The 20161-nt window shown below is 70.4% G+C and carries 14 protein-coding genes; 9 read left to right on the top strand and 5 right to left on the bottom strand.

Annotated elements, in window-relative coordinates:
• Positions 1–7: 7 nt before the first annotated feature.
• From ACFV88_RS17310 to eccCa, 3 genes are all read right to left on the bottom strand, one after another.
• On the bottom strand, positions 8–2308 hold the full coding sequence (locus tag ACFV88_RS17310) for a hypothetical protein (protein WP_385491740.1): 2301 nt from the start codon (positions 2306–2308) through the stop codon (positions 8–10).
• Positions 2308–2880: a hypothetical protein gene (locus ACFV88_RS17315; protein WP_385491743.1), complete on the bottom strand. Its 573-nt coding sequence runs from the start codon at positions 2878–2880 to the stop codon at positions 2308–2310. Before ACFV88_RS17315 ends, ACFV88_RS17310 begins: the two co-directional genes overlap by 1 nt.
• A gap of 251 nt (positions 2881–3131) precedes the next feature.
• Positions 3132–7112: a type VII secretion protein EccCa gene (gene eccCa, locus ACFV88_RS17320; RefSeq protein WP_385491746.1), complete on the bottom strand. Its 3981-nt coding sequence runs from the start codon at positions 7110–7112 to the stop codon at positions 3132–3134.
• Positions 7113–7460: 348 nt separating this feature from the next.
• Between eccCa and eccD the strand changes: the two genes are divergently transcribed.
• The 6 genes from eccD to ACFV88_RS17350 all read left to right on the top strand — a co-directional run bounded on the left by eccD (position 7461) and on the right by ACFV88_RS17350 (position 14821).
• Positions 7461–9017 (top strand): type VII secretion integral membrane protein EccD, encoded by a 1557-nt coding sequence (gene eccD / locus ACFV88_RS17325; RefSeq protein WP_385491749.1) that lies wholly within the window; start codon positions 7461–7463, stop codon positions 9015–9017.
• A gap of 235 nt (positions 9018–9252) precedes the next feature.
• The gene (gene rpsO / locus ACFV88_RS17330; protein ID WP_385491752.1) at positions 9253–9540 is read left to right on the top strand and encodes a 30S ribosomal protein S15; all 288 of its coding nucleotides are present in this window, start codon (positions 9253–9255) and stop codon (positions 9538–9540) included.
• A gap of 437 nt (positions 9541–9977) precedes the next feature.
• Positions 9978–12197, top strand: a complete 2220-nt coding sequence (locus ACFV88_RS17335) for a polyribonucleotide nucleotidyltransferase (protein ID WP_385491755.1) — start codon at positions 9978–9980, stop codon at positions 12195–12197.
• Positions 12194–13573, top strand: a complete 1380-nt coding sequence (locus ACFV88_RS17340) for a M16 family metallopeptidase (RefSeq protein WP_385491758.1) — start codon at positions 12194–12196, stop codon at positions 13571–13573. Before ACFV88_RS17335 ends, ACFV88_RS17340 begins: the two co-directional genes overlap by 4 nt.
• A 38-nt stretch (positions 13574–13611) precedes the next feature.
• Positions 13612–14364, top strand: a complete 753-nt coding sequence (dapB, locus tag ACFV88_RS17345) for a 4-hydroxy-tetrahydrodipicolinate reductase (protein ID WP_385491761.1) — start codon at positions 13612–13614, stop codon at positions 14362–14364.
• 4 nt (positions 14365–14368) lie between these two features.
• Positions 14369–14821: a hypothetical protein gene (locus tag ACFV88_RS17350; protein WP_385491764.1), complete on the top strand. Its 453-nt coding sequence runs from the start codon at positions 14369–14371 to the stop codon at positions 14819–14821.
• Positions 14822–14892: 71 nt separating this feature from the next.
• Here the strand turns inward: ACFV88_RS17350 and ACFV88_RS17355 are convergent, their stop codons facing one another.
• Complete coding sequence (locus ACFV88_RS17355; RefSeq protein WP_385491767.1) at positions 14893–15438, bottom strand: hypothetical protein; 546 nt, start codon at positions 15436–15438, stop codon at positions 14893–14895.
• Positions 15439–15635: 197 nt separating this feature from the next.
• Entirely contained in the window at positions 15636–15878 is a 243-nt protein-coding gene (locus ACFV88_RS17360; RefSeq protein WP_385491770.1) for a hypothetical protein, read from the bottom strand.
• A 264-nt stretch (positions 15879–16142) separates the two neighbouring features.
• Between ACFV88_RS17360 and thyX the strand changes: the two genes are divergently transcribed.
• The 3 genes from thyX to ACFV88_RS17375 all read left to right on the top strand — a co-directional run bounded on the left by thyX (position 16143) and on the right by ACFV88_RS17375 (position 19894).
• A complete protein-coding gene (thyX, locus tag ACFV88_RS17365) occupies positions 16143–16883 on the top strand; it encodes an FAD-dependent thymidylate synthase (protein ID WP_385491773.1) in 741 nt (246 codons plus the stop codon).
• Between the two features lie 273 nt (positions 16884–17156).
• Positions 17157–18056: a 4-hydroxy-tetrahydrodipicolinate synthase gene (gene dapA, locus ACFV88_RS17370; RefSeq protein ID WP_385491776.1), complete on the top strand. Its 900-nt coding sequence runs from the start codon at positions 17157–17159 to the stop codon at positions 18054–18056.
• A 152-nt stretch (positions 18057–18208) separates the two neighbouring features.
• Positions 18209–19894 carry a ribonuclease J gene (locus ACFV88_RS17375; protein ID WP_385491779.1) on the top strand — a complete coding sequence of 562 codons (1686 nt, stop codon included), beginning with the start codon at positions 18209–18211 and terminating at the stop codon, positions 19892–19894.
• Positions 19895–20161 lie beyond the last annotated feature (267 nt).

The following is a 20161-nucleotide window of genomic DNA, read 5'->3' on the forward strand; positions in this document are numbered from 1 at the left end:
TCCTCCTCTACTTACTTTCAAGGATGCCAGGGATGCCCTGTCCATACAGGCTGTCGCTGACCCTCGTGTGGGCTGTATCGAAACCCTTCTCCGCTGCCTCGGCCACGATCGCCGCAATGTGTGGAGACGGGTTCCCTGACAGCTTCCCCGCTTCTTCGGCAGCCATTTCCACCGCTTTGAAGGTGGATTCTATTGTGTTGCCGATTTCTTCACCGTTGCGGTAGATGACCTGGTTTGCGCCGTCTTGTAGGGAACCTGCCACGATTCCGTTGAGGATTTCGTTCGATGCTGTTCCCGCAATGCCGCCGGCAGCGATGCCCCAGGGGCCGGCAATGCTGGCTGCGCCGATTCCGACAGCGATGCCGATCCCGGCGCTGGTCCACACCTTGGACTTCTCTAGAGCGGTGTTGTACTCGGTGTTCCTTGCCCCCTCCTCGACCTCGCCCTCGTGCGCGCGACCCGCACCGATCGTGCCTTGGATCTCGCCCGCGATGTTTGCGATTCCCTCGATGCTTGCCTTCAAATTCTCCGGCTTGGAGAAGAGTGGATCGCTCACGAGCGCGTCAGGATTCCGGAAGTGGTATTCCATGATGTTCCCGGTGTAGCCGTGCTGCCCTATGGTTACGGCCGCATATCCGTCCGGATCGCGCCCCACAGAGTAGAGGACCCGTGTGAGGTCGTGGTGGTTGAAAACAGCTGCCGTTCCTGCAATGGGGAAGAGCGATTCTTCGCTCCACTTCGCCGGGTGCAACCCCCGATGAACGTCCGGCATGTACTCCGCGGTCATCTGGCCGATGCTGTCCGCCATGTAACGGTGGCCCAGCAGCCGGTCAGGGTTCTCGGAGATGGAGCCGATGACCCGTTCCATGAGGTGTGCCTGTTCGGCGTTGTGCGCGGGCGTGTTCGCCGTCGGTAGCTCGCCGGCGGGGTGGCCCGTCACCGCGGCCTCCAGCGCCTGCGCCATCATGTCGCGCCCGATGCGGCTGGCCTGCTCTTCACTGTCGAGGTCCGGCGGCCAGTCACGCTGCTCGAAGAAGTACGTGAAGTTGTCCACGCTGCTTCCATCACCCGCTTCGGAGGCCGTCCGGAAGGTCTCGCCGAAGAAGGTGGTGGCCGCGTCGGGGCTGTTCGCGAGGGCCTTCATGAAACCGGTGAACGGGTCCGAACCACCATCGGGCCCCACGTGGTTGAGGTGGGGGTCCATGCCCAGGTTGTGCCACGCGACGGGCGCCTTGGCGTCACCGTCGCCGTGCTGCTTCTCGGCCTTGACGAGCGCATCCCCGTACTGCTTGAGGAACCCGTCGTCGTAGTCGCCGTGGCGTATCAGGTTGCTCATGACCTGGAAGCCCTGGTGCATGCCGCTCGGCCCGATCGGTTGGTCGCCGAGCCGGGTCATTTCCCGCTTCCAGTCGGTCATCGCGGCGCTGTCGCTCTGGGTGGCGTTGGCGAGGGTCAGGCCCAGGTGGCGCTGGAGGTCGTCGAAGTGTTTGAGGCGCTCGCGCATCAGCTCGTTCCCTCCCCGGGAGGACGCCTCGATGCCGTGCTCCGGATCGTTGATCCCGGCCCAGAACTCCAGCGTTCCCTCAGCGCCCAGTTCCGAGGCGAAGCGCTCGGCGAACAGTGCGTCGTCCCCGTACCGTTTGAGCCCGGCGAGGAGCCGGTCGAACTCCTTGACGCTGAGGTCACCCGGGTTCTGGCGCGCCAGCCGGGCCAACGCCTCGGCCTCACGGACGGCCCGCACCGCACCGTCCCGGTCCCCGTACGAGGCGCCCGAGAACCCGTGTTCGCTCTGGTCCACCAGGGCCCGCAGCACGTCGCTGGCGGTGTCGTCGCTGCGGGTGGCCGCCTCCAGGATCTCCTGTACCTCGTCGCGCAGGGCCAGGGCGTCGGCCGCCGCGTGATCCGGGGCGTCCGTGCCCTTGCCCGCGCGGTCCGGGTGCACCCGCATGGTGACCGTGAACCCTCCGCCACCCGTCGCGATGACCGTGAGGTTCTTCTTGCTGCCGCGGTCGATTGCCTCTTCCAGCTTGCGCCGGTGCGACCGCAGTTCGTCCCGGGTGTCCCGCAGGATGTTCCGGACCGAGGACGCCTGGGTGTGCGCATCGGTGAACTCGCCGACCGTCTTGCCGACGAACTGCCGCGACACCGTGGCGTTGATCCCCTGCCAGTTCGCCTTCGCAGCCTGGCCCTTGAGGCCGTCCCGCGCGTCCTTCTCCAGGGAATCCAGGTTGCGGACCAACCGCGACCAGTCGGATACAGCGGTGTCGAGCGGCCCGAACTCGGCGTTCCGCAAAGCCTCGAAGTCCATTAGCCCTTCTCCCCTCCGTCGCCCTGGTCGCCCTCGCCGCCCTTGTGTTCCCTGTCGTCCTTGTCGTCCTTGTCGTTGTTCTGAGACTCGTAGACCGGGTTGGCCGTGCCGGGCCCGCCCACCTTCTCGTCGAAGCCCTGGTCGAGGGTGCGGATGCCGCTCAACTCGCCGCGGACGTGCTGCTCGTCGCCCCGGTGGGTCCGCTTGGTGAACTCCAGGTGGTTCGAGATGTGCGCACAGGCGTCCCGTAACGACGTGAGTTGTTCCTCCCACCGGGTGGAGACGTGGTGGAGGGCTCCACCCAGCGCGAACCCCTGCCCCTTCAGGCTTCCTGCCGCCTTCTCGGTGCTGTCGACCGACACCCTCCCCTCGGTCCACAGCCGTTCGTACAGCCCGAAGGCGTGGTCACCGACCTTCGCCAGGTCGGCCTGGGTGACCTTCAGTACGGCCTGCGGGCTGCCGCCGTCGGCGGGCCCGCCCTCCGGGTCGCCCGGCACCTGGTTCAGCCGCATCGAGTCGGACCCCCGCTCGATGGCCTCCGCCTTCAACTGCTCCCATTCGTTCCAGCCCATGGACCGGTTCCTTCCCCCACGGTCGACGCGACGACGCGACCAGGTCGATCGCACACCCAGTGGCGTGCGGACGGACGTTCCAGGCGCGCGCCCCGCGTGACGCGCCCCCTGGGGACGCGCAGCGCGCCCGAGTGAACACGCAACGTATCGGTCTGCGGGCACGGGCGTGCGCACCCGCCGGCCCGGGGACCACTTCCCTCGCCCTTTCCCGGGAGGCGCCCTGCCGGGCCGCCTCCGACACGCCGAGGGCCTCAGCCCTCCCCGTCCGCCTCCGATTCCAGGAGTCCCGTCTGGACCAACGGCCGGCCCCGCTTGCGGGACACGAACGTGCCGCGGCCCACCGGCATCGACCGGGGCCGCACCCCGCCGAGCAGATCCCCTTCGCCGGGATCACCCGCGAGGACGACGCCCTGTGCGCCCAGCTCCTTCATCCGCTGGATGAACGGTTCGTACGACGCCCGTCCCGCTCCGGCCGTGGCCCGGGCCACGACGAACCGCACCCCCACGTCCCGCGCGAACGGGAGCAACTCGGTCAGCGGGGCCAGCGGGTTGCCGCTGGAGGTCGAGACGAGGTCGTAGTCGTCGATGACCACGTACACCGTCGGCCCCTGCCACCAGCTGCGCTCCCGCAACTGCCGTGCGGTGACCTCGGCGGTGGGGCTGCGGCGGCGGATCAGGTCAGCGAGCGCCTCGACGTGGTGGTCCATCGCGTTGGACATCGGCACGTATTCGGCGAGGTGCGAGGCGGGCGTGGCGTCGAGCAGGGCGCGCCGGTTGTCCACGACGAACAGCTTGCAGTCGTCGGCCGGGTACCGCTCGGCGAGCCGCTTGATGAGCAGCCGGAGCAGGTTCGACTTCCCGGACTCGCTCTCGCCGAAGACCAGGAAGAACGGGTCCTGCTCGAAGTCGAGGAACACGGGTTCGAGGTTGTCCTCGTCCAGGGCCCAGGCCATGCCCCGGTCGGGGAACCGGTCGCCGGCGGGCAGCCGGTCCGCGGGCAGCGTCCGGGGCAGCAGCCGTACCGCGGGTGCGCCCGGCGCGGGCCAGTGCCGCGCGACCTCCGCCGTCAGCGCCTCCGTGGCCGGTGCCAGGGCGGTGTCCGAGGACAGCCCGTCGATGCGGGGGACCGCCGCCATGAAGTGCAGTCGCTGCGGGGACAGGCCCCGGCCGGGCACGCCCGCGGGCACGTTCACCGCCACCTTGCGGTCGATCTCGGAGTCCATGGTGTCGCCGAGCCGCAGTTCGAGCCGGTTCACCAGGTGGTCCTTGAGGTGGGACCTGACCTCCATGGAACGGGACGCGGACAGCACCAGGTGCACTCCGTAGCCGAGGCCGCGGGAGGCGATGTCGAGGACGACCTGTTCCAGGCCCTCGTACTCGCCGCGGAAGTTCCCCCAGCCGTCGATGACGAGGAACACGTCCCCCCACGGCTGGTCGTCGACGGAGACGTCACCGCGTGCGCGGCGGGCCCGGAAGTCCGCGATCGACGCGATTCCCGTCGTCCGGAAGTACTCCTCGCGCCGGGTCAGCACCCCGTACACCTCGGCGACGGTGCGCCGGACCCGCTCCGGGTCGAGACGGGAGGCGATCCCGCCGACGTGCGGCAGCCCGGCGACCGCTGCCAGTCCTCCACCACCGAAGTCGAGGCCGTAGAACTGGACTTCGTGAGGGGTGTGGGTGAGCGCGAACGACGCGATGAGCGTCCGCAGCAGCGTCGACTTGCCGGACTGCGGGCCGCCGAGGAGCTGGAGGTGGCCGGCCGCACCGGAGAAGTCGCACCACAGCGGGTCGCGCCGCTGCTCGTACGGCTTGTCCACGAGTCCCAGGGGCACCACCAGTCGCCCCGCGCCCTCGTAGCCGGGCTGGGTCAGCCCCCGGCCCGGCACCGCGGTCAGCCCCGGCAGCAGGTCGTCCAGCGAGGGCGGGCTGTCGAGCGGCGGCAGCCACACCTGGTGGGCCGCCGGGCCCTGCGCCTCCAGCCGCTGCACGATCACGTCGAGGACCGTGTCGGCCAGTGCGTCGTCCGCGTCCGCGCCCGGTTCCGCACGGGGCGGCGGCGCGTATCCGTACGACACGGGCACCTCCGCCGCGGTGAACAGCACCGGGCGCCGGTCCACCGGCAGCGGACCCCTCGTCCCGGTGGCCCGGGACGCGGTGGACCGGTACGCGCCGGAGACGTACGCCGCCTTGAAGCGGACCATCTCGTCGGTACCGAACTTCAGGAAGCCCGAACCCGGCACGTTCGGCAGTTCGTAGGCGTCCGGTACGCCGAGCGCCGCCCGCGACTCGGCCGCCGAGAAGGTCCGCAGCCCCACCCGGTACGACAGGTACGTCTCCAGTCCGCGCAGCCGCCCTTCCTCCAGCCGCTGGGAAGCCAGCAGGAGGTGCACGCCCAGCGAACGCCCGATCCGACCGATCTGCACGAACATCTCGATGAAGTCCGGTTTGGCCGTGAGGAGTTCGCTGAACTCGTCGATCACCAGGACCAGGGAAGGAACGGGTTGGAGCGGCGCGCCGGCGGCCCGCGCCCGCTCGTAGTCATGGATGTTGGCGTAGTTCCCGGCGTCCCGCAGCATCTCCTGGCGGCGGTTCAGCTCGCCCCGGATCGAGTCGCCCATCCGGTCGACGAGCGTCAGGTCGTCCGCCAGGTTGGTGATCACGGCCGCCACGTGCGGCATCTGCGCCATCCCGGCGAAGGTGGCACCGCCCTTGAAGTCGGCGAGCACGAAGTTCAGCGTCTGCGACGAGTGGGTGACCGCGAGGCCCAGCACCAACGTCCGCAGCAGTTCCGACTTGCCGGAGCCGGTGGCCCCCACGCACAACCCGTGGGGTCCCATGCCCTCCTGCGCGGCTTCCTTGAGGTCCAGCATCACCGGACGGCCGTCCTCGCCGACGCCGATGGGCACCCGCAGCCGCTCCGCCAGCGAACGCGGTCGCCAGGTGCGGCGGGTGTCCACCGACGCCGCGTCCCCGAGCCCCAGCAGGTCCGTGAACTCCAGGTTCGCGAGCAGCGGCTCGTCGTCGTCACCGCCCGACGCCATCCGCAGCGGTGCCAACTGCCGGGCCAGCGCCTCGGCGGACGCGTACGCGAGCACGTCCGGTACGCCCTCGTAGACCTGGCCGCCCGCCGACTCCAAGCGCAGGTGGCCCGGGTGGGCCACCACCGACAGGTCCCCCCGGCCCGCGGAGAGCTCGCCGGGGACGACCTCGACGACGGTCACCCCCTGGAGCCCCTCCACCGACGCCAACGGGGAGTCCGGTGACAGGGACAGGCCGTCCAGCACGATCACGAGGTGCGGCTCGTCCGGTACGGGCGCACCGGCCGGGTGGAACCGCGGTCGGCCCGCGATCCGTTCGGCCAACAGGGTCTCCAGATCGCCCGACCGGTGCACGATCATCCGTCGGGAACCCGCGCCGTCCGGTGCGCCGCCCGCCTGGGTGTGCGGGAGCCACTTCGTCCACTCCCACTCGGCGGCGGCGTCCGTGCCGACGCCGAACACCAGCATCAGGTCGTCGGGGGAGTGCAACGAGGCCAGCGAGCCCGTCAGGGCACGGGCCGTACCGCGCACGGTGGCGGGATCCCCGCTGACCGTCACGTGGTAGAAGGACCGCAGCGACACCGCCATCGGGAGCGCGTCGAGCGTGCCGTGCGCGGCGACGAAGCGGCGCAGCGCATCCTCCGTCAGCGGCTCCAGGCCGTCCGTCGCCCCGATCTCCGGCGCGATCAGCGCGGTGGCCAGCGGCTGCGGCCCCAGACCGATCCGCACCTGTCCGAAGTCCCCGTCACCGGTGCGCCGTTCCCAGACCCGGCTGCCCTCGGCGACCAGCGCCCACAGCTGGTCGGGGGAGGGGTGCAGGAAGTACTGGGCGTCGCGCTGGGCGCGGGCGGTCTCCACCGCGGCCCGCCGCGTCTGGGCCAGGTACCGCAGGTAGTCCCGCCGCAGGTCCGCCAACTGCCCCTGTGCGCCCCGCCGGTAGCGCACCACCATGGCGATCGTCATCGCGAGGGTGGACGCGATCATCACCATGCCCATGACCTTCATGAAGGGGTGGGCGTTGGGCATGAAGAAGAACACCACCGAACCGCCCATGCCCAACATCGGCAGGAGCTGCATCATGGTGCCCTCGTCCTGGCCGCGCGGCAGCTCGGGCGGGGCCTGGAGCGCGATCTCTCCCGTGGGCGTTGCGGACGGCAACGCCCGCGGCGGGCGCTTGACGATGATCTGGCTCATTCGCACCAATTCCCTTGCCGGCCACGTCTCTTCCGTCCGCCGCCCCGTGTCGGGCGGACGTCGGCCGCGCGGCCGATCCTACTGACGGGCCCTCCGGCAGCGGGGCGATAGGCTGCCGTGCGTGTGCGGGCGCACACGGAGAACGAGCCGTACGAATCGGGGTGTTCCGCGCCCACTCGGACCCGATGCGGGCCCGGTACGGCCCGGGGGCGGACCGGTTTCGGTCCGGAACCCGTACGAGTCGGGCCGGAAACGGACCGGAACCCACGGTCACACCGCACCGGTGCCCACGGCCCACGGTCACCGCACCAGCGCCCACGGCCACATCACCCAGAGGGGGAGCAGCAGGTGAGCATGACGGCTTCCGCGGCCACCGGAGGGACCGGCGGCCCCGCCGCACCCGGCGGACCGAACGGTCCCGCGACGGGCCGCGGCCCCGGCACGGGCCTCGGCTTCTGCCGCGTCACGATCGTCGCCCCCGACAGCCGCATCGACATCGCCCTCCCCGATGACGTCCCGGTGGCCGACGTCCACCCCGAGATCCTGCGGCTCTCCCAGCAGAGCCCCACCCCCGGAGCGCCCGTCGGCTACCACCTCGTCCGACGCGACGGCACCGTGCTCGACAGCTCCCGGTCCTTCGCCGCCCAACGCATCCTCGACGGCGAGCTCCTCACCCTGCGCCCCTTCGCCGAGTCGCTGCCGCCCGCCGTCTTCGACGACGTGTCCGAAGCCGTCGCCTCCGCCGTCGGCCGCGACCGCACCCTGTGGACCGGCGAACTGACCCGGGCGGCCGGCCTCACCGGCGGCGGCGTCCTCGCCGCGCTGATCGCCTTCGTCGCCTGGTCCGCCGATCCGCGCCACGACATGCACGGACTGCCCGGCGTCCTCGCCGCCGTCACCGGGCTGCTCCTGCTCGCGCTCGGCGCCGTCCGCGCCCGCGTCTACGAGGACCGGGCCGCCTCGATCGCCCTCGGCCTGGGCGCCCTCCCCAACATCGCCGTCGCCGGCTCCGGCCTGCTGACCCCGGCCGACGGCCAGGGCATCGGCCGGCTCCACTTCCTCCTCGCCTGCGCGGCCGTCCTCCTCGCCGCACTGCTCCTCACCTTCACCTCCCCGCGCGGCGACGGCCCCTTCGTCGCCTTCGCCGTCGCGTCCGGCACCGGCCTGCTCACCACCTTCACCGCTCTGCTCGCGGACCTCACGGCCGTGGAGACCGCCGCGATCTGCGCCCCCCTCGCGGTCGGCGCCCTCGCCTTCCTGCCGGGCCTCTCGCTGCGCTTCGCCCGGCTCCCCATCGGCTTCGACGCGCCCAGCGCCCTGCGCGAGAGCCAGCCGACCACCACTGCGGGGGCGTACGGCGACGAGCCCGCGCCCCCCGAGGCGGTGGACTTCGACCGCATCGCCGCCCGGGCCCGGCGGGGTCACGAACTGCTCGTCGGACTCGTCGGCGGCTGTGCCCTGGTCGCCGTGGGCGCCGCTGCCGTCCTCGGCTTCTCCGACAGCGGATGGGGTCAGCTCCTCGCCCTCGCGACGGGTCTGTCCTTGCTGCTGCGCGCCCAGCTGTTCCGCTACTCGGCCCAGGTCGGCGCCACCCTCGCGGCCGGCCTCGGCTCCCTGGTCCTGCTGGGCCTCGGCCTCGCCCTCAACCCGCCGTCCGGACTCGTCCGCGACGCCCTGCGCGGCGACCCGGCAGGACTGGACGTCCGCACGGTCTGGCTCGTCGCCGCGCTCGCCGTGGCCGCCGCCCTGGTCACGGCGGTCGGACTGATCGCCTCCCGGGGCGGGGTCAGCCCCTTCTGGGGACGCTTCCTGGAGCTCGCGGAGGGATTCTTCCTGCTCACCCTGGTACCGCTGGCCCTCGCCGTCTTCGACGTGTACGCCAAGGCCAGGGCGATGACCAGCTGACGCCCCCACTGCTCGCACACGTCCCGTACCCGTGCCGCATCCGTCGAGGCGTACCCGCTCTGGGCCACGGCGGGCAGCTGATACCCTGGTCGACGGCCGTTTGCGTACGCACCCCCGGATCTCACGAGACCTGGAGGCAGCGCCCAGCGGACCCTGCCTGTCGAGTCTTGGAAGATCCCCTGCGATGTGACAGGGGCACTCGGCGGCCTCATGAAGACGGAAACAAGGAGTACGCGTGTCGCTCGACGCCGCTACGAAGAAGCAGATCATGTCGGAGTTCGCCACCAAGGAAGGCGACACCGGCTCCCCCGAGGTCCAGGTCGCGATGCTGTCGCGCCGGATCTCCGACCTGACCGAGCACCTGAAGACGCACCGCCACGACCACCACTCGCGTCGCGGTCTGCTCATCCTGGTCGGTCAGCGCCGCCGCCTGCTCCAGTACCTGGCCAAGAAGGACATCCAGCGCTTCCGCGCCCTGGTCGACCGCCTCGGCATCCGTCGCGGTGCGGCGGGCGCCAAGTAGTACGCCGTGAAGGGAGCGGTTCCCACCCCAGGGAACCGCTCCCTTCGCCGTTGCCCGGCCGGACCGGCAGCCCCACCGACCACGCGCAGCGAACGGCGGCACACCCGTCGTACCCGCTCTGCGTGCGCAGTGTCACCACGGCTTTGTAGTCTGGACGCAGCACCACCCCGACGTGCCGCGGCGCCGAGCGCCACGGCCACCGTCAGGCCGAGGACGCGAAGGACCGCGCCCCCGGCACCCGCGGCACCGCACGGAGCGGTTCCGCACGACGTGACAACGACGAGGAGAAGCGCCCCCGCCGCGCCGGTCCTCGGTAGTGGCTCCCGGGGCACCCCCCGAGGGCTTCGATCGAAGACCGGCAAGCACCCACGGCGCGCTTCTCCGCCACGGTCCCCCGCCACACGGGCGCGCGGGACACACAAGAGGAGACACCGCTAGTGGAGAACGAGACCCACTACGCCGAGGCCGTCATCGACAACGGCGCCTTCGGTACCCGCACCATCCGCTTCGAGACGGGCCGCCTGGCCCGTCAGGCCGCCGGCTCCGCCGTGGCCTACCTGGACGACGACACCATGGTGCTGTCGGCCACCACCGCGTCCAAGAACCCGAAGGACCAGCTCGACTTCTTCCCCCTCACGGTGGACGTCGAGGAGCGCATGTACGCGGCCGGGAAGATCCCCGGTTCCTTCTTCCGTCGCGAGGGCCGCCCCAGCGAGGACGCGATCCTCACCTGCCGCCTGATCGACCGCCCGCTGCGCCCGTCCTTCAAGAAGGGCCTGCGCAACGAGATCCAGGTCGTCGCGACGATCATGGCGCTCAACCCGGACCACCTGTACGACGTCGTCGCGATCAACGCCGCGTCCGCGTCCACGCAGCTCGCCGGCCTGCCCTTCTCCGGCCCGATCGGCGGCGTCCGCGTCGCGCTGATCCGCGGCCAGTGGGTGGCGTTCCCGACGCACACCGAGCTCGAGGACGCCGTCTTCGACATGGTCGTCGCGGGCCGCACCCTGGACGACGGCGACGTCGCGATCATGATGGTCGAGGCCGAGGCCACCGAGAAGACCATCAAGCTCGTCGAGGGCGGTGCCGACGCCCCCACCGAGGAGGTCGTCGCGGCCGGTCTGGACGCCGCGAAGCCCTTCATCAAGGTCCTGTGCAAGGCCCAGGCCGACCTCGCCTCGAAGGCCGCCAAGCCGACCGGCGAGTTCCCGATCTTCCTCGACCACCAGGACGACGTCCTGGAGGCCCTCACGGCCGCCGTCCGGGACGAGCTCGCCCAGGCCCTCACCATCGCGGGCAAGCAGGAGCGCGAGACCGAGCTGGACCGCGTCAAGGTCCTCGCCGCCGAGAAGCTGCTCCCGCAGTTCGAGGGCCGCGAGAAGGAGATCTCCGCCGCGTACCGTTCGCTGACCAAGTCCCTGGTCCGCGAGCGCGTCATCAAGGAGAAGAAGCGCATCGACGGCCGCGGTGTCACCGACATCCGCACCCTGGCCGCCGAGGTCGAGGCCATCCCGCGGGTCCACGGTTCCGCCCTGTTCGAGCGCGGCGAGACCCAGATCCTCGGCGTGACCACGCTGAACATGCTCCGCATGGAGCAGCAGCTCGACACGCTGTCCCCGGTCACCCGCAAGCGCTACATGCACAACTACAACTTCCCGCCGTACTCCACCGGCGAGACGGGCCGCGTCGGCTCTCCCAAGCGTCGCGAGATCGGTCACGGTGCGCTCGCCGAGCGCGCCCTGGTGCCGGTCCTGCCCACGCGTGAGGAGTTCCCCTACGCGATCCGTCAGGTGTCCGAGGCGCTGAGCTCCAACGGCTCGACGTCCATGGGCTCGGTCTGCGCCTCCACCATGTCCCTGCTGAACGCCGGTGTGCCCCTCAAGGCCCCGGTCGCCGGCATCGCCATGGGCCTGATCTCCCAGGAGATCGACGGCGAGACCCACTACGTCACCCTCACCGACATCCTCGGTGCGGAGGACGCGTTCGGTGACATGGACTTCAAGGTCGCCGGCACCAAGCAGTTCGTCACGGCCCTCCAGCTCGACACCAAGCTCGACGGCATCCCCGCCTCCGTGCTGGCCGCCGCGCTGAAGCAGGCCCGCGACGCACGGCTGCACATCCTCGACGTGATGATGGAAGCCATCGACACGCCGGACGAGATGTCCCCCAACGCCCCGCGGATCATCACCGTGAAGATCCCCGTGGACAAGATCGGCGAGGTCATCGGCCCCAAGGGCAAGATGATCAACCAGATCCAGGAGGACACCGGCGCCGAGATCACGATCGAGGACGACGGCACCATCTACATCGGTGCCGCCGACGGCCCGGCCGCCGAGGCCGCCCGCACCACGATCAACGGCATCGCCAACCCGACCATGCCGGAGGTCGGCGAGCGCTACCTGGGCACGGTCGTCAAGACGACCACCTTCGGTGCGTTCGTGTCGCTGCTCCCGGGCAAGGACGGACTGCTGCACATCTCGCAGATCCGCAAGCTCGCCGGTGGCAAGCGCGTGGAGAACGTCGAGGACGTGCTCGGCGTGGGCCACAAGGTCCAGGTCGAGATCGCCGAGATCGACTCCCGCGGCAAGCTCTCCCTCATCCCCGTGGTCGAGGGCGAAGACGGTGCCGAGGACGCGAAGGACGACGCTGCCAAGTGACGTCCCGTAGTTTCCGCGCGACGGCCCGTGTCTCTTCGGAGACGCGGGCCGTCGCCCGTACCCAAACCCTGCTCAAGGGCAAGGACGGCATCGGCACGGTCCGTCGTACGACCCTGCCGGGCGGCCTGCGGGTCGTCACCGAAACCCTGCCCTCCGTACGATCGGCGACCTTCGGCATCTGGGCCCACGTCGGCTCCCGTGACGAGACGCCGGCCCTGAACGGCGCCACCCACTACCTGGAGCACCTGCTCTTCAAGGGCACCGAGAAGCGCACCGCACTGGACATCTCGTCCGCGATCGACGCGGTCGGCGGCGAGATGAACGCCTTCACGGCGAAGGAGTACACGTGCTACTACGCACGCGTGCTCGACACCGACCTGCCGCTCGCCATCGACGTGGTCTGCGACATGCTCACCGGTTCCCTGATCCGCCAGGAGGACGTCGACGCCGAGCGCGGCGTCATCCTCGAAGAGATCGCGATGACCGAGGACGACCCCGGCGACTGCGTGCACGACCTGTTCGCGCAGACGATGTTCGGGGACAGCCCCCTCGGCCGTCCCGTCCTCGGCACGGTCGACACGGTCAACGCCCTGAGCGCCGACCGCATCCGCCGCTTCTACAAGAAGCACTACGACCCCACCCACCTCGTCGTCGCCGCCGCCGGCAACGTCGACCACCACAAGGTGGTCCGCCAGGTCCGCGCCGCCTTCGAACGGGCCGGCGCACTCGGCCGCGCCGACGCGGTACCCGCCACCCCCCGCGACGGCAGCCGCACCATACGCGCCGCCGGCCGGGTCGAACACATCGGCCGCAGGACCGAGCAGGCGCACCTCGTCCTCGGCATGCCCGGCCTCTCCCGGACCGACGACCGCCGCTGGGCGCTGAGCGTGCTCAACACCGCACTCGGCGGCGGCATGTCGTCCCGGCTGTTCCAGGAGGTCAGGGAGAAGCGCGGCCTGGCCTACAGCGTGTACTCGTACACCTCGGGCTTCGCCGACTGCGGACTCTTCGGCGTCTACGCGGGCTGCCGGCCCAGCCAGGTCGGCGACGTCCTGAAGATCTGCCGCGACGAACTGGACCAGGTCGCCGAGCACGGCCTGTCCGACGACGAGATCGCCCGCGCCATCGGTCAGCTCGCAGGCTCCACGGTCCTCGGCCTGGAGGACACCGGTGCCCTGATGAACCGCATCGGCAAGAGCGAGCTGTGCTGGGGCGAGCAGATGTCCGTGGACGACATGCTCGCCCGGATCGGCGCGGTCACCCCGGACGAGGTCCGCGCGGTCGCCCGCGAGGTACTGGGCCGGCGTCCGTCCCTGTCGGTGATCGGCCCGCTCAAGGACAAGCAGACGGCCGCGCTGCACGCGACGGTCGGCTGACCTCCCGTGTCGTCCCCCCTCCCGTAAGGAACAAGCACATGAGCAAGCTGCGTGTCGCGGTCATCGGCGCCAAGGGCCGCATCGGCTCCGAGGCGGTACGCGCCGTGGAGGCCGCCGAGGACATGGAGCTGGTGGCCGCGCTCGGCCGCGGCGACAAGCTGGAGACCCTGGTCGAGCAGGACGTGCAGGTCGCCGTCGAGCTGACCGACCCCGGTTCGGTCATGGGCAACCTCGACTTCTGCGTGCGCCACGGCATCCACGCCGTCGTCGGCACCACGGGCTGGACGGACGACCGGCTCGCCCAGCTCGGCACCAGCCTGGCCGCGTCCCCGGAGACCGGGGTCCTCATCGCGCCGAACTTCTCCATCGGCGCCGTGCTGACCATGAAGTTCGCGCAGATCGCCGCACCCTACTTCGAGTCCGTCGAGGTCGTGGAGCTGCACCACCCGAACAAGGTCGACGCCCCCAGCGGCACGGCGACCCGCACCGCCCAGCTGATCGCCGCCGCCCGCACCCGCGCGGGCAGCGCCCCCCAGCCGGACGCGACGGTCACCGCACTGGACGGGGCGCGCGGCGCCGACGTCGACGGCGTCCGGGTGCACGCGGTGCGGCTGCGCGGCCTGCTCGCCCACCAGGAGGTGCTGCTCGGCGGCGAGGGGGAGACCCTGACCGTCCGGCACGACTCGCTGCACCACAGCAGCTTCATGCCGGGCATCCTCCTGGGCGTGCGGCGCATCGTGGACGCTCCGGGCCTGACCTTCGGCCTGGAACACTTCCTGGACCTCGGCTGACCTCATGCGCGCCAAGATCACATACGCCATCGTGGCGGCCGTCCTGGTCGTCTACTTCGCCCTGGTCGGCAGCCGCGGGGTGTTCCTCATCCAGACCGGCACCCTGATCACGGTGGCCTTCGGGATCGCGGTCCTGGTCCTGCCCGTGATCGGGATCTGGTTCCTCTGGAAGAACACCCAGTTCGCCCGCAAGGCCAACTCCCTCGCCGCCGAACTCGAACGCGAGGGCGGACTGCCCGTCGACGAACTCGTCCGCACCCCCAGCGGACGCATCGACCGGGACTCCGCCGACGCGGTGTTCCGCAAGCGCAAGGAGGAGACGGAACGGGCCCCGGGGGACTGGCGCTGCTGGTTCCGACTCGCCGTCGCCTACCACGACGCCCGTGACACCCCGCGCGCCCGCAAGGCGATGCAGCGGGCGATCGCCCTCCACGAAGGACGGCAGCTCAGCGCCTGACGGCGGCAGTGCCCGCCCCGGTTGCCGGGGCGGGCACTGCCGTCACCTCGTGACCGAACCGACCGGACGGTTCAGCCGCGGTACTCGTCGGCCCAGACCTCGATGGCGTCCGCGGCCCGGTCGAAGGCGCGCGACCGCGCCAGGAAGTCCGCGTTGTGGGTCGTCAGCAGCGGCAGCGCGGTGTCCGCCCCGCGGACGAGCACCAGCGCCTGGCCCTGGACCGTACGCGGCAGCCCCAGCCAGCGCACCGGCTGCTGCACGGTGCGCACCGCGGCCACCCGACCCCAGGGGACGGTGACCGTCGTCAGGAACCTGACCCGGCGCAGACCCCGTGCACTGACCCAGGCCCCCACGCGCAGCAACCGCAGCGAGGTCCCGATGATGAGCAGCGCCACCGCCATGCACACCCCGGCCGCGGACAGGGAGCCCGCCACCGCCATGATCATGGTGGCGAACAGGACGTACGAGGCCAACAGCAGCAGGAGCGCGGCGGCTCCCACCCGCCAGGGCCCGGGCCGGTAGGGGCGGCGCCAACGGTCGCGGTCGTCGAACGGCAGCGCGATATCGTCCGACGCCTCGTCGAAGGCGCGATCCGCCGTCAGAAAGGGCAGGGGCACGACTGGTCCTCACTCGATCAACGCACGGGTCCGTGCCCGGTGAGGTTATCGATACGTGACCGTGCCGACCACCCTCGGGGGGCCGGATGAGTCACCGCCGGACGACATCGCAGGTCAACGCGGTGCATATCGAAACCACTCGATTCGGTGCGCTCACCGTCCATCACCCACGGTGACCGTCGTCATGGGCGGGTCGCTCAGCGCCCCTCGACCGTCGCCTCGGACTGCTGGGTGCGCGAGGGGGACATGTCGGGAGTCAGGGCCGGCATGCCGAACACCAGGGCCCCCACGAGCCCGGCGACGACCGTGAGGCCGATGAGGCTGCGGCCCACCAGGGCGCCCGCGGACGCCCGCTCCCGGGGCGGGGGAGTGACATTGCTGCGGAAGTCGTCTGCCTCGGCGACGAAGGCGAAGGGAACGGACTCGCGCCGGCGGAACATGGAGGCTCCTCTCCTGGAATCACACGGAAACACCGTCACCCCTACAGACGCAGAACAGCCCCGAATGGTGCCCCGTTTCACCGATTTCGCAGAAGTTCACCGCCCTTCGCCGGGGTTCATCGAACTACGCCACGATTCGGCAACGAAGCGGTCACCGCGTCCCCGCCGCCGGCGGCCCCGCCCCTCCTGCGGGCAGGTGCCGTCCACCCCGCGACGTAGAGTGGTCGCCGCCCGAGCGACGCGATGGGAAGGACCCCCCGAACCGTGACCGACACCCCCGCCGACGACCAGAAGCCGAGCTTCCGCAGCGACGTCACCGTCGAACTCGTGAAGCACACGGCGAGCGACGCCGACGTGCTGTTCGCCGCCCGCGTCTCGACCGTCGGGGAACAGTCCCTGGAAGAGCTGGAGAAGGACCCGGCCCGCTCCAAGGGGCTGATCAACTTCCTGATGCGCGACCGGCACGGCAGCCCGTTCGAGCACAACTCGATGACGTTCTTCATCAGCGCGCCGATCTTCGTGTTCCGCGAGTTCATGCGGCACCGGGTGGGTTGGTCGTACAACGAGGAGTCGGGCCGCTACCGCCAGCTGGAGCCGGTCTTCTACGTCCCGGACGAGTCCCGCAAGCTCGTCCAGCAGGGACGCCCCGGGAAGTACGTCTTCGTGGAGGGCGCCCGGGCCCAGCAGGAACTGGTCGGCCGGGCCATGGAGGACTCCTACCGCCAGGCGTACGCCGCCTACCTGGAGATGCTGGAGGCCGGCGTCGCCCGCGAGGTGGCCCGCTCCGTCCTGCCGGTCGGCATGTTCTCCAGCATGTACGCCACCTGCAACGCCCGCTCCCTGATGCACTTCCTCGGACTGCGCACCCAGCACGAACTCGCCGCGGTGCCCTCGTTCCCGCAGCGCGAGATCGAGATGGTGGGCCAGGCGATGGAGCAGCACTGGGAGCAGCTGATGCCGCTCACGCACGCCGCCTTCAACGCGAACGGCCGAGTGGCGCCGTAGTACCCGCGACGCGACCGCGGGACCGGAGCTGTCCGTGGACCCGCCGCCCGGTACGGGCCCCGCACGCGCCCGGTGGTGCGCGCGGGCACAGATGTGCGGGACGGCCCGGGAAGGTGTCCGTATTGCAGCATTTCGCGAAGTTCATCTAGCCTGATCAAACGGACCCGGCACTGCTTGAACCCCCGAGCAGGCAGTGCCGGGCTCCACCTTCGTCACACACTCCGCGTCCCCCGCATGGGGACCGCGCGCTGAGCAGCGAGTAGCGTGTTACCCATGGCTCCGACCTCCACTCCGCAGACCCCCTTCGGGCGGGTCCTCACCGCCATGGTCACGCCCTTCGCGGCGGACGGCGCACTTGACCTCGACGGCGCTCAGCGGCTCGCCGCCCATCTGGTGGACGCCGGCAACGACGGCCTGGTGGTCAACGGCACCACCGGGGAGTCCCCCACCACCACCGGCGCGGAGAAAAGCGACCTGGTCCGCGCGGTCCTCGACGCCGTCGGTGACCGCGCCCACGTGATCGCGGGCATCGGAACCAACGACACCCGCTCCAGCATCGAACTCGCCCGCGCGGCCGAACGAGCCGGAGCCCACGGCCTGCTCGCCGTCACCCCGTACTACAACAGGCCTCCGCAAGAGGGGTTGTACCAGCACTTCACCGCGATCGCCGACGCCACCGGCCTGCCCGTGATGCTCTACGACATCCCCGGCCGCAGCGGTGTCCCGATCAACACCGAGACGCTGGTCCGCCTCTCCGCGCACCCCCGCATCGTGGCCAACAAGGACGCCAAGGGCGACCTCGGCCGCGCGAGCTGGGCCATCGCCCGCTCGGGACTCGCCTGGTACTCCGGTGACGACATGCTGAACCTCCCGCTGATGTCCGTCGGCGCCATCGGCCTCGTCTCCGTCGTCGGCCATGTCGTGACCCCGGAGCTGCGCGCGCTGGTGGAGGCGCACACCGCCGGTGACGTGCAGAAGGCGACGGAGATCCACCAGCGGCTGCTGCCGGTCTTCACCGGGATGTTCCGCACCCAGGGCGTCATGACCAGCAAGGCGGCACTCGCCCTCCTGGGCCTGCCCGGTGGACCCCTGCGGCTGCCCATGATCGGGCTCACCGCCGAGGAAACCACCCAACTGAAGAAGGACCTCGCCGCGGGCGGGGTGGAGCTCTAGCCCCCACGGGGTATGGCTCACACCACAGACTTCACAACTGAATACGCACGCTGCCGGACCGACCCGGTCCGGCCTACCCACAACTGCTTTTGCACGAACGTCACGCGCGCCACGTGCCACCGGTACGTGGCGCGCGTGGTGAGGAGAGTCTTTTGAGTCATCCGCATCCTGAACTAGGCGCGCCGCCCAAGCTCCCCAAGGGCGGCCTGCGCGTCACTCCCCTGGGCGGTCTCGGTGAGATCGGCCGCAACATGACGGTCTTCGAGTACGGCGGACGCCTGCTGATCGTCGACTGCGGAGTGCTCTTCCCCGAGGAGGAGCAGCCCGGAATCGACCTGATCCTGCCGGACTTCTCGTCCATCAGGGACCGCCTCGACGACATCGAGGGCATCGTCCTCACGCACGGTCACGAGGACCACATCGGCGGTGTCCCCTTCCTCCTGCGCGAGAAGCCGGACATTCCGCTGATCGGCTCCAAGCTGACCCTCGCCCTGATCGAGGCGAAGCTCCAGGAGCACCGCATCCGCCCCTACACCCTGGAGGTGGCGGAGGGGAACCGGGAACGCATCGGCCCCTTCGAGTGCGAGTTCGTCGCCGTCAACCACTCCATCCCGGACGCGCTGGCCGTGGCCATCCGCACCCCCGCCGGGATGGTCGTGCACACCGGTGACTTCAAGATGGACCAGCTCCCGCTGGACGGTCGCCTCACCGACCTGCACGCGTTCGCCCGACTCAGCGAAGAGGGCATCGACCTCCTCCTGTCGGACTCCACGAACGCCGAGGTGCCGGGCTTCGTCCCGCCCGAGCGGGACATCTCGAACGTCCTGCGCCAGGTGTTCGCCGGGGCCCGCAAGCGGATCATCGTGGCCAGCTTCGCCAGCCACGTGCACCGCATCCAGCAGATCCTGGACGCCGCGCACGAGTACGGGCGCCGGGTCGCGTTCGTCGGGCGCTCCATGGTCCGCAACATGGGCATCGCCCGTGACCTCGGCTACCTCAAGGTTCCCCCGGGCCTCGTCGTGGACGTGAAGACCCTCGACGACCTGCCGGACAGCGAGATCGTCCTGGTGTGCACGGGGTCGCAGGGCGAGCCGATGGCCGCGCTGTCCCGCATGGCCAACCGCGATCACCAGATCCGGATCGTCCAGGGCGACACGGTGATCCTCGCGTCGTCCCTCATCCCGGGCAACGAGAACGCGGTCTACCGCGTGATCAACGGCCTGACCCGCTGGGGCGCCAACGTCGTCCACAAGGGCAACGCCAAGGTCCACGTCTCGGGCCACGCCTCGGCCGGCGAGCTGCTGTACTTCTACAACATCTGCAAGCCCCGCAACCTGATGCCGGTCCACGGCGAATGGCGCCATCTGCGGGCCAACGCCGAACTGGGCGCACTCACCGGGGTGCCGCACGACCGCATCGTGATCGCCGAGGACGGGGTCGTCGTCGACCTGGTCGGCGGCAAGGCGAAGATCGTCGGCAAGGTCCAGGCCGGCTACGTCTACGTGGACGGACTGTCGGTCGGCGACGTGGGCGAGCCCGCGCTCAAGGACCGCAAGATCCTCGGTGACGAGGGCATCATCTCCGTCTTCGTCGTCATGGACGCCAGCACCGGGAAGATCACCGGGGGCCCGCACGTCCAGGCCCGCGGCTCCGGCATCGAGGACGCGGCGTTCGGTGACGTCATCCCCAGGGTCATCGAGGTCCTGGAGCGCTCGGCGCAGGACGGCGTGGTCGAACCCCACCAGCTCCAGCAGCTGATCCGCCGCACCCTCGGCAAGTGGGTCTCGGACAACTACCGACGCCGCCCGATGATCCTGCCGGTCGTGGTCGAGGTCTGACCCGACCGAGCGCCAACCTGGGGCGGAGCACCTCGATTTGCATCGGGGCGCTCCGCTCCAGTACGTTTACGGCTCCGCCTGACAGGGAAGCACCGGCGCGCATGCGTGCCGAGGGTCTTCCGGACCGGGCGGGAAATCCGACTCAGAGTCTTCTGATAAAGTCGGGATCGCTGGAAAGGAAAACGCCGAAAAGCGTTCTCCCGGAAAGCACCGAGGAAATCGGATCGGAAAGATCTGATAGAGTCGGAAACACCGAAGGGAAGCGCC

Origin of the sequence: Streptomyces sp. NPDC059816, from assembly GCF_042732055.1 — a bacterium.
Taxonomy (GTDB): domain Bacteria; phylum Actinomycetota; class Actinomycetes; order Streptomycetales; family Streptomycetaceae; genus Streptomyces.

Bases quoted from the DNA above. Each gene is read 5' to 3' on its own strand.
- eccCa (WP_385491746.1), bottom strand. From the start codon at position 7,112: ATGAGCCAGATCATCGTCAAGCGCCCGCCGCGGGCGTTGCCGTCCGCA.
- dapB (WP_385491761.1), top strand. From the start codon at position 13,612: ATGAGCAAGCTGCGTGTCGCGGTCATCGGCGCCAAGGGCCGCATCGGC.
- ACFV88_RS17310 (WP_385491740.1), bottom strand. From the start codon at position 2,308: ATGGACTTCGAGGCTTTGCGGAACGCCGAGTTCGGGCCGCTCGACACC.
- ACFV88_RS17350 (WP_385491764.1), top strand. From the start codon at position 14,369: ATGCGCGCCAAGATCACATACGCCATCGTGGCGGCCGTCCTGGTCGTC.
- dapA (WP_385491776.1), top strand. From the start codon at position 17,157: ATGGCTCCGACCTCCACTCCGCAGACCCCCTTCGGGCGGGTCCTCACC.
- ACFV88_RS17360 (WP_385491770.1), bottom strand. From the start codon at position 15,878: ATGTTCCGCCGGCGCGAGTCCGTTCCCTTCGCCTTCGTCGCCGAGGCA.
- ACFV88_RS17315 (WP_385491743.1), bottom strand. From the start codon at position 2,880: ATGGGCTGGAACGAATGGGAGCAGTTGAAGGCGGAGGCCATCGAGCGG.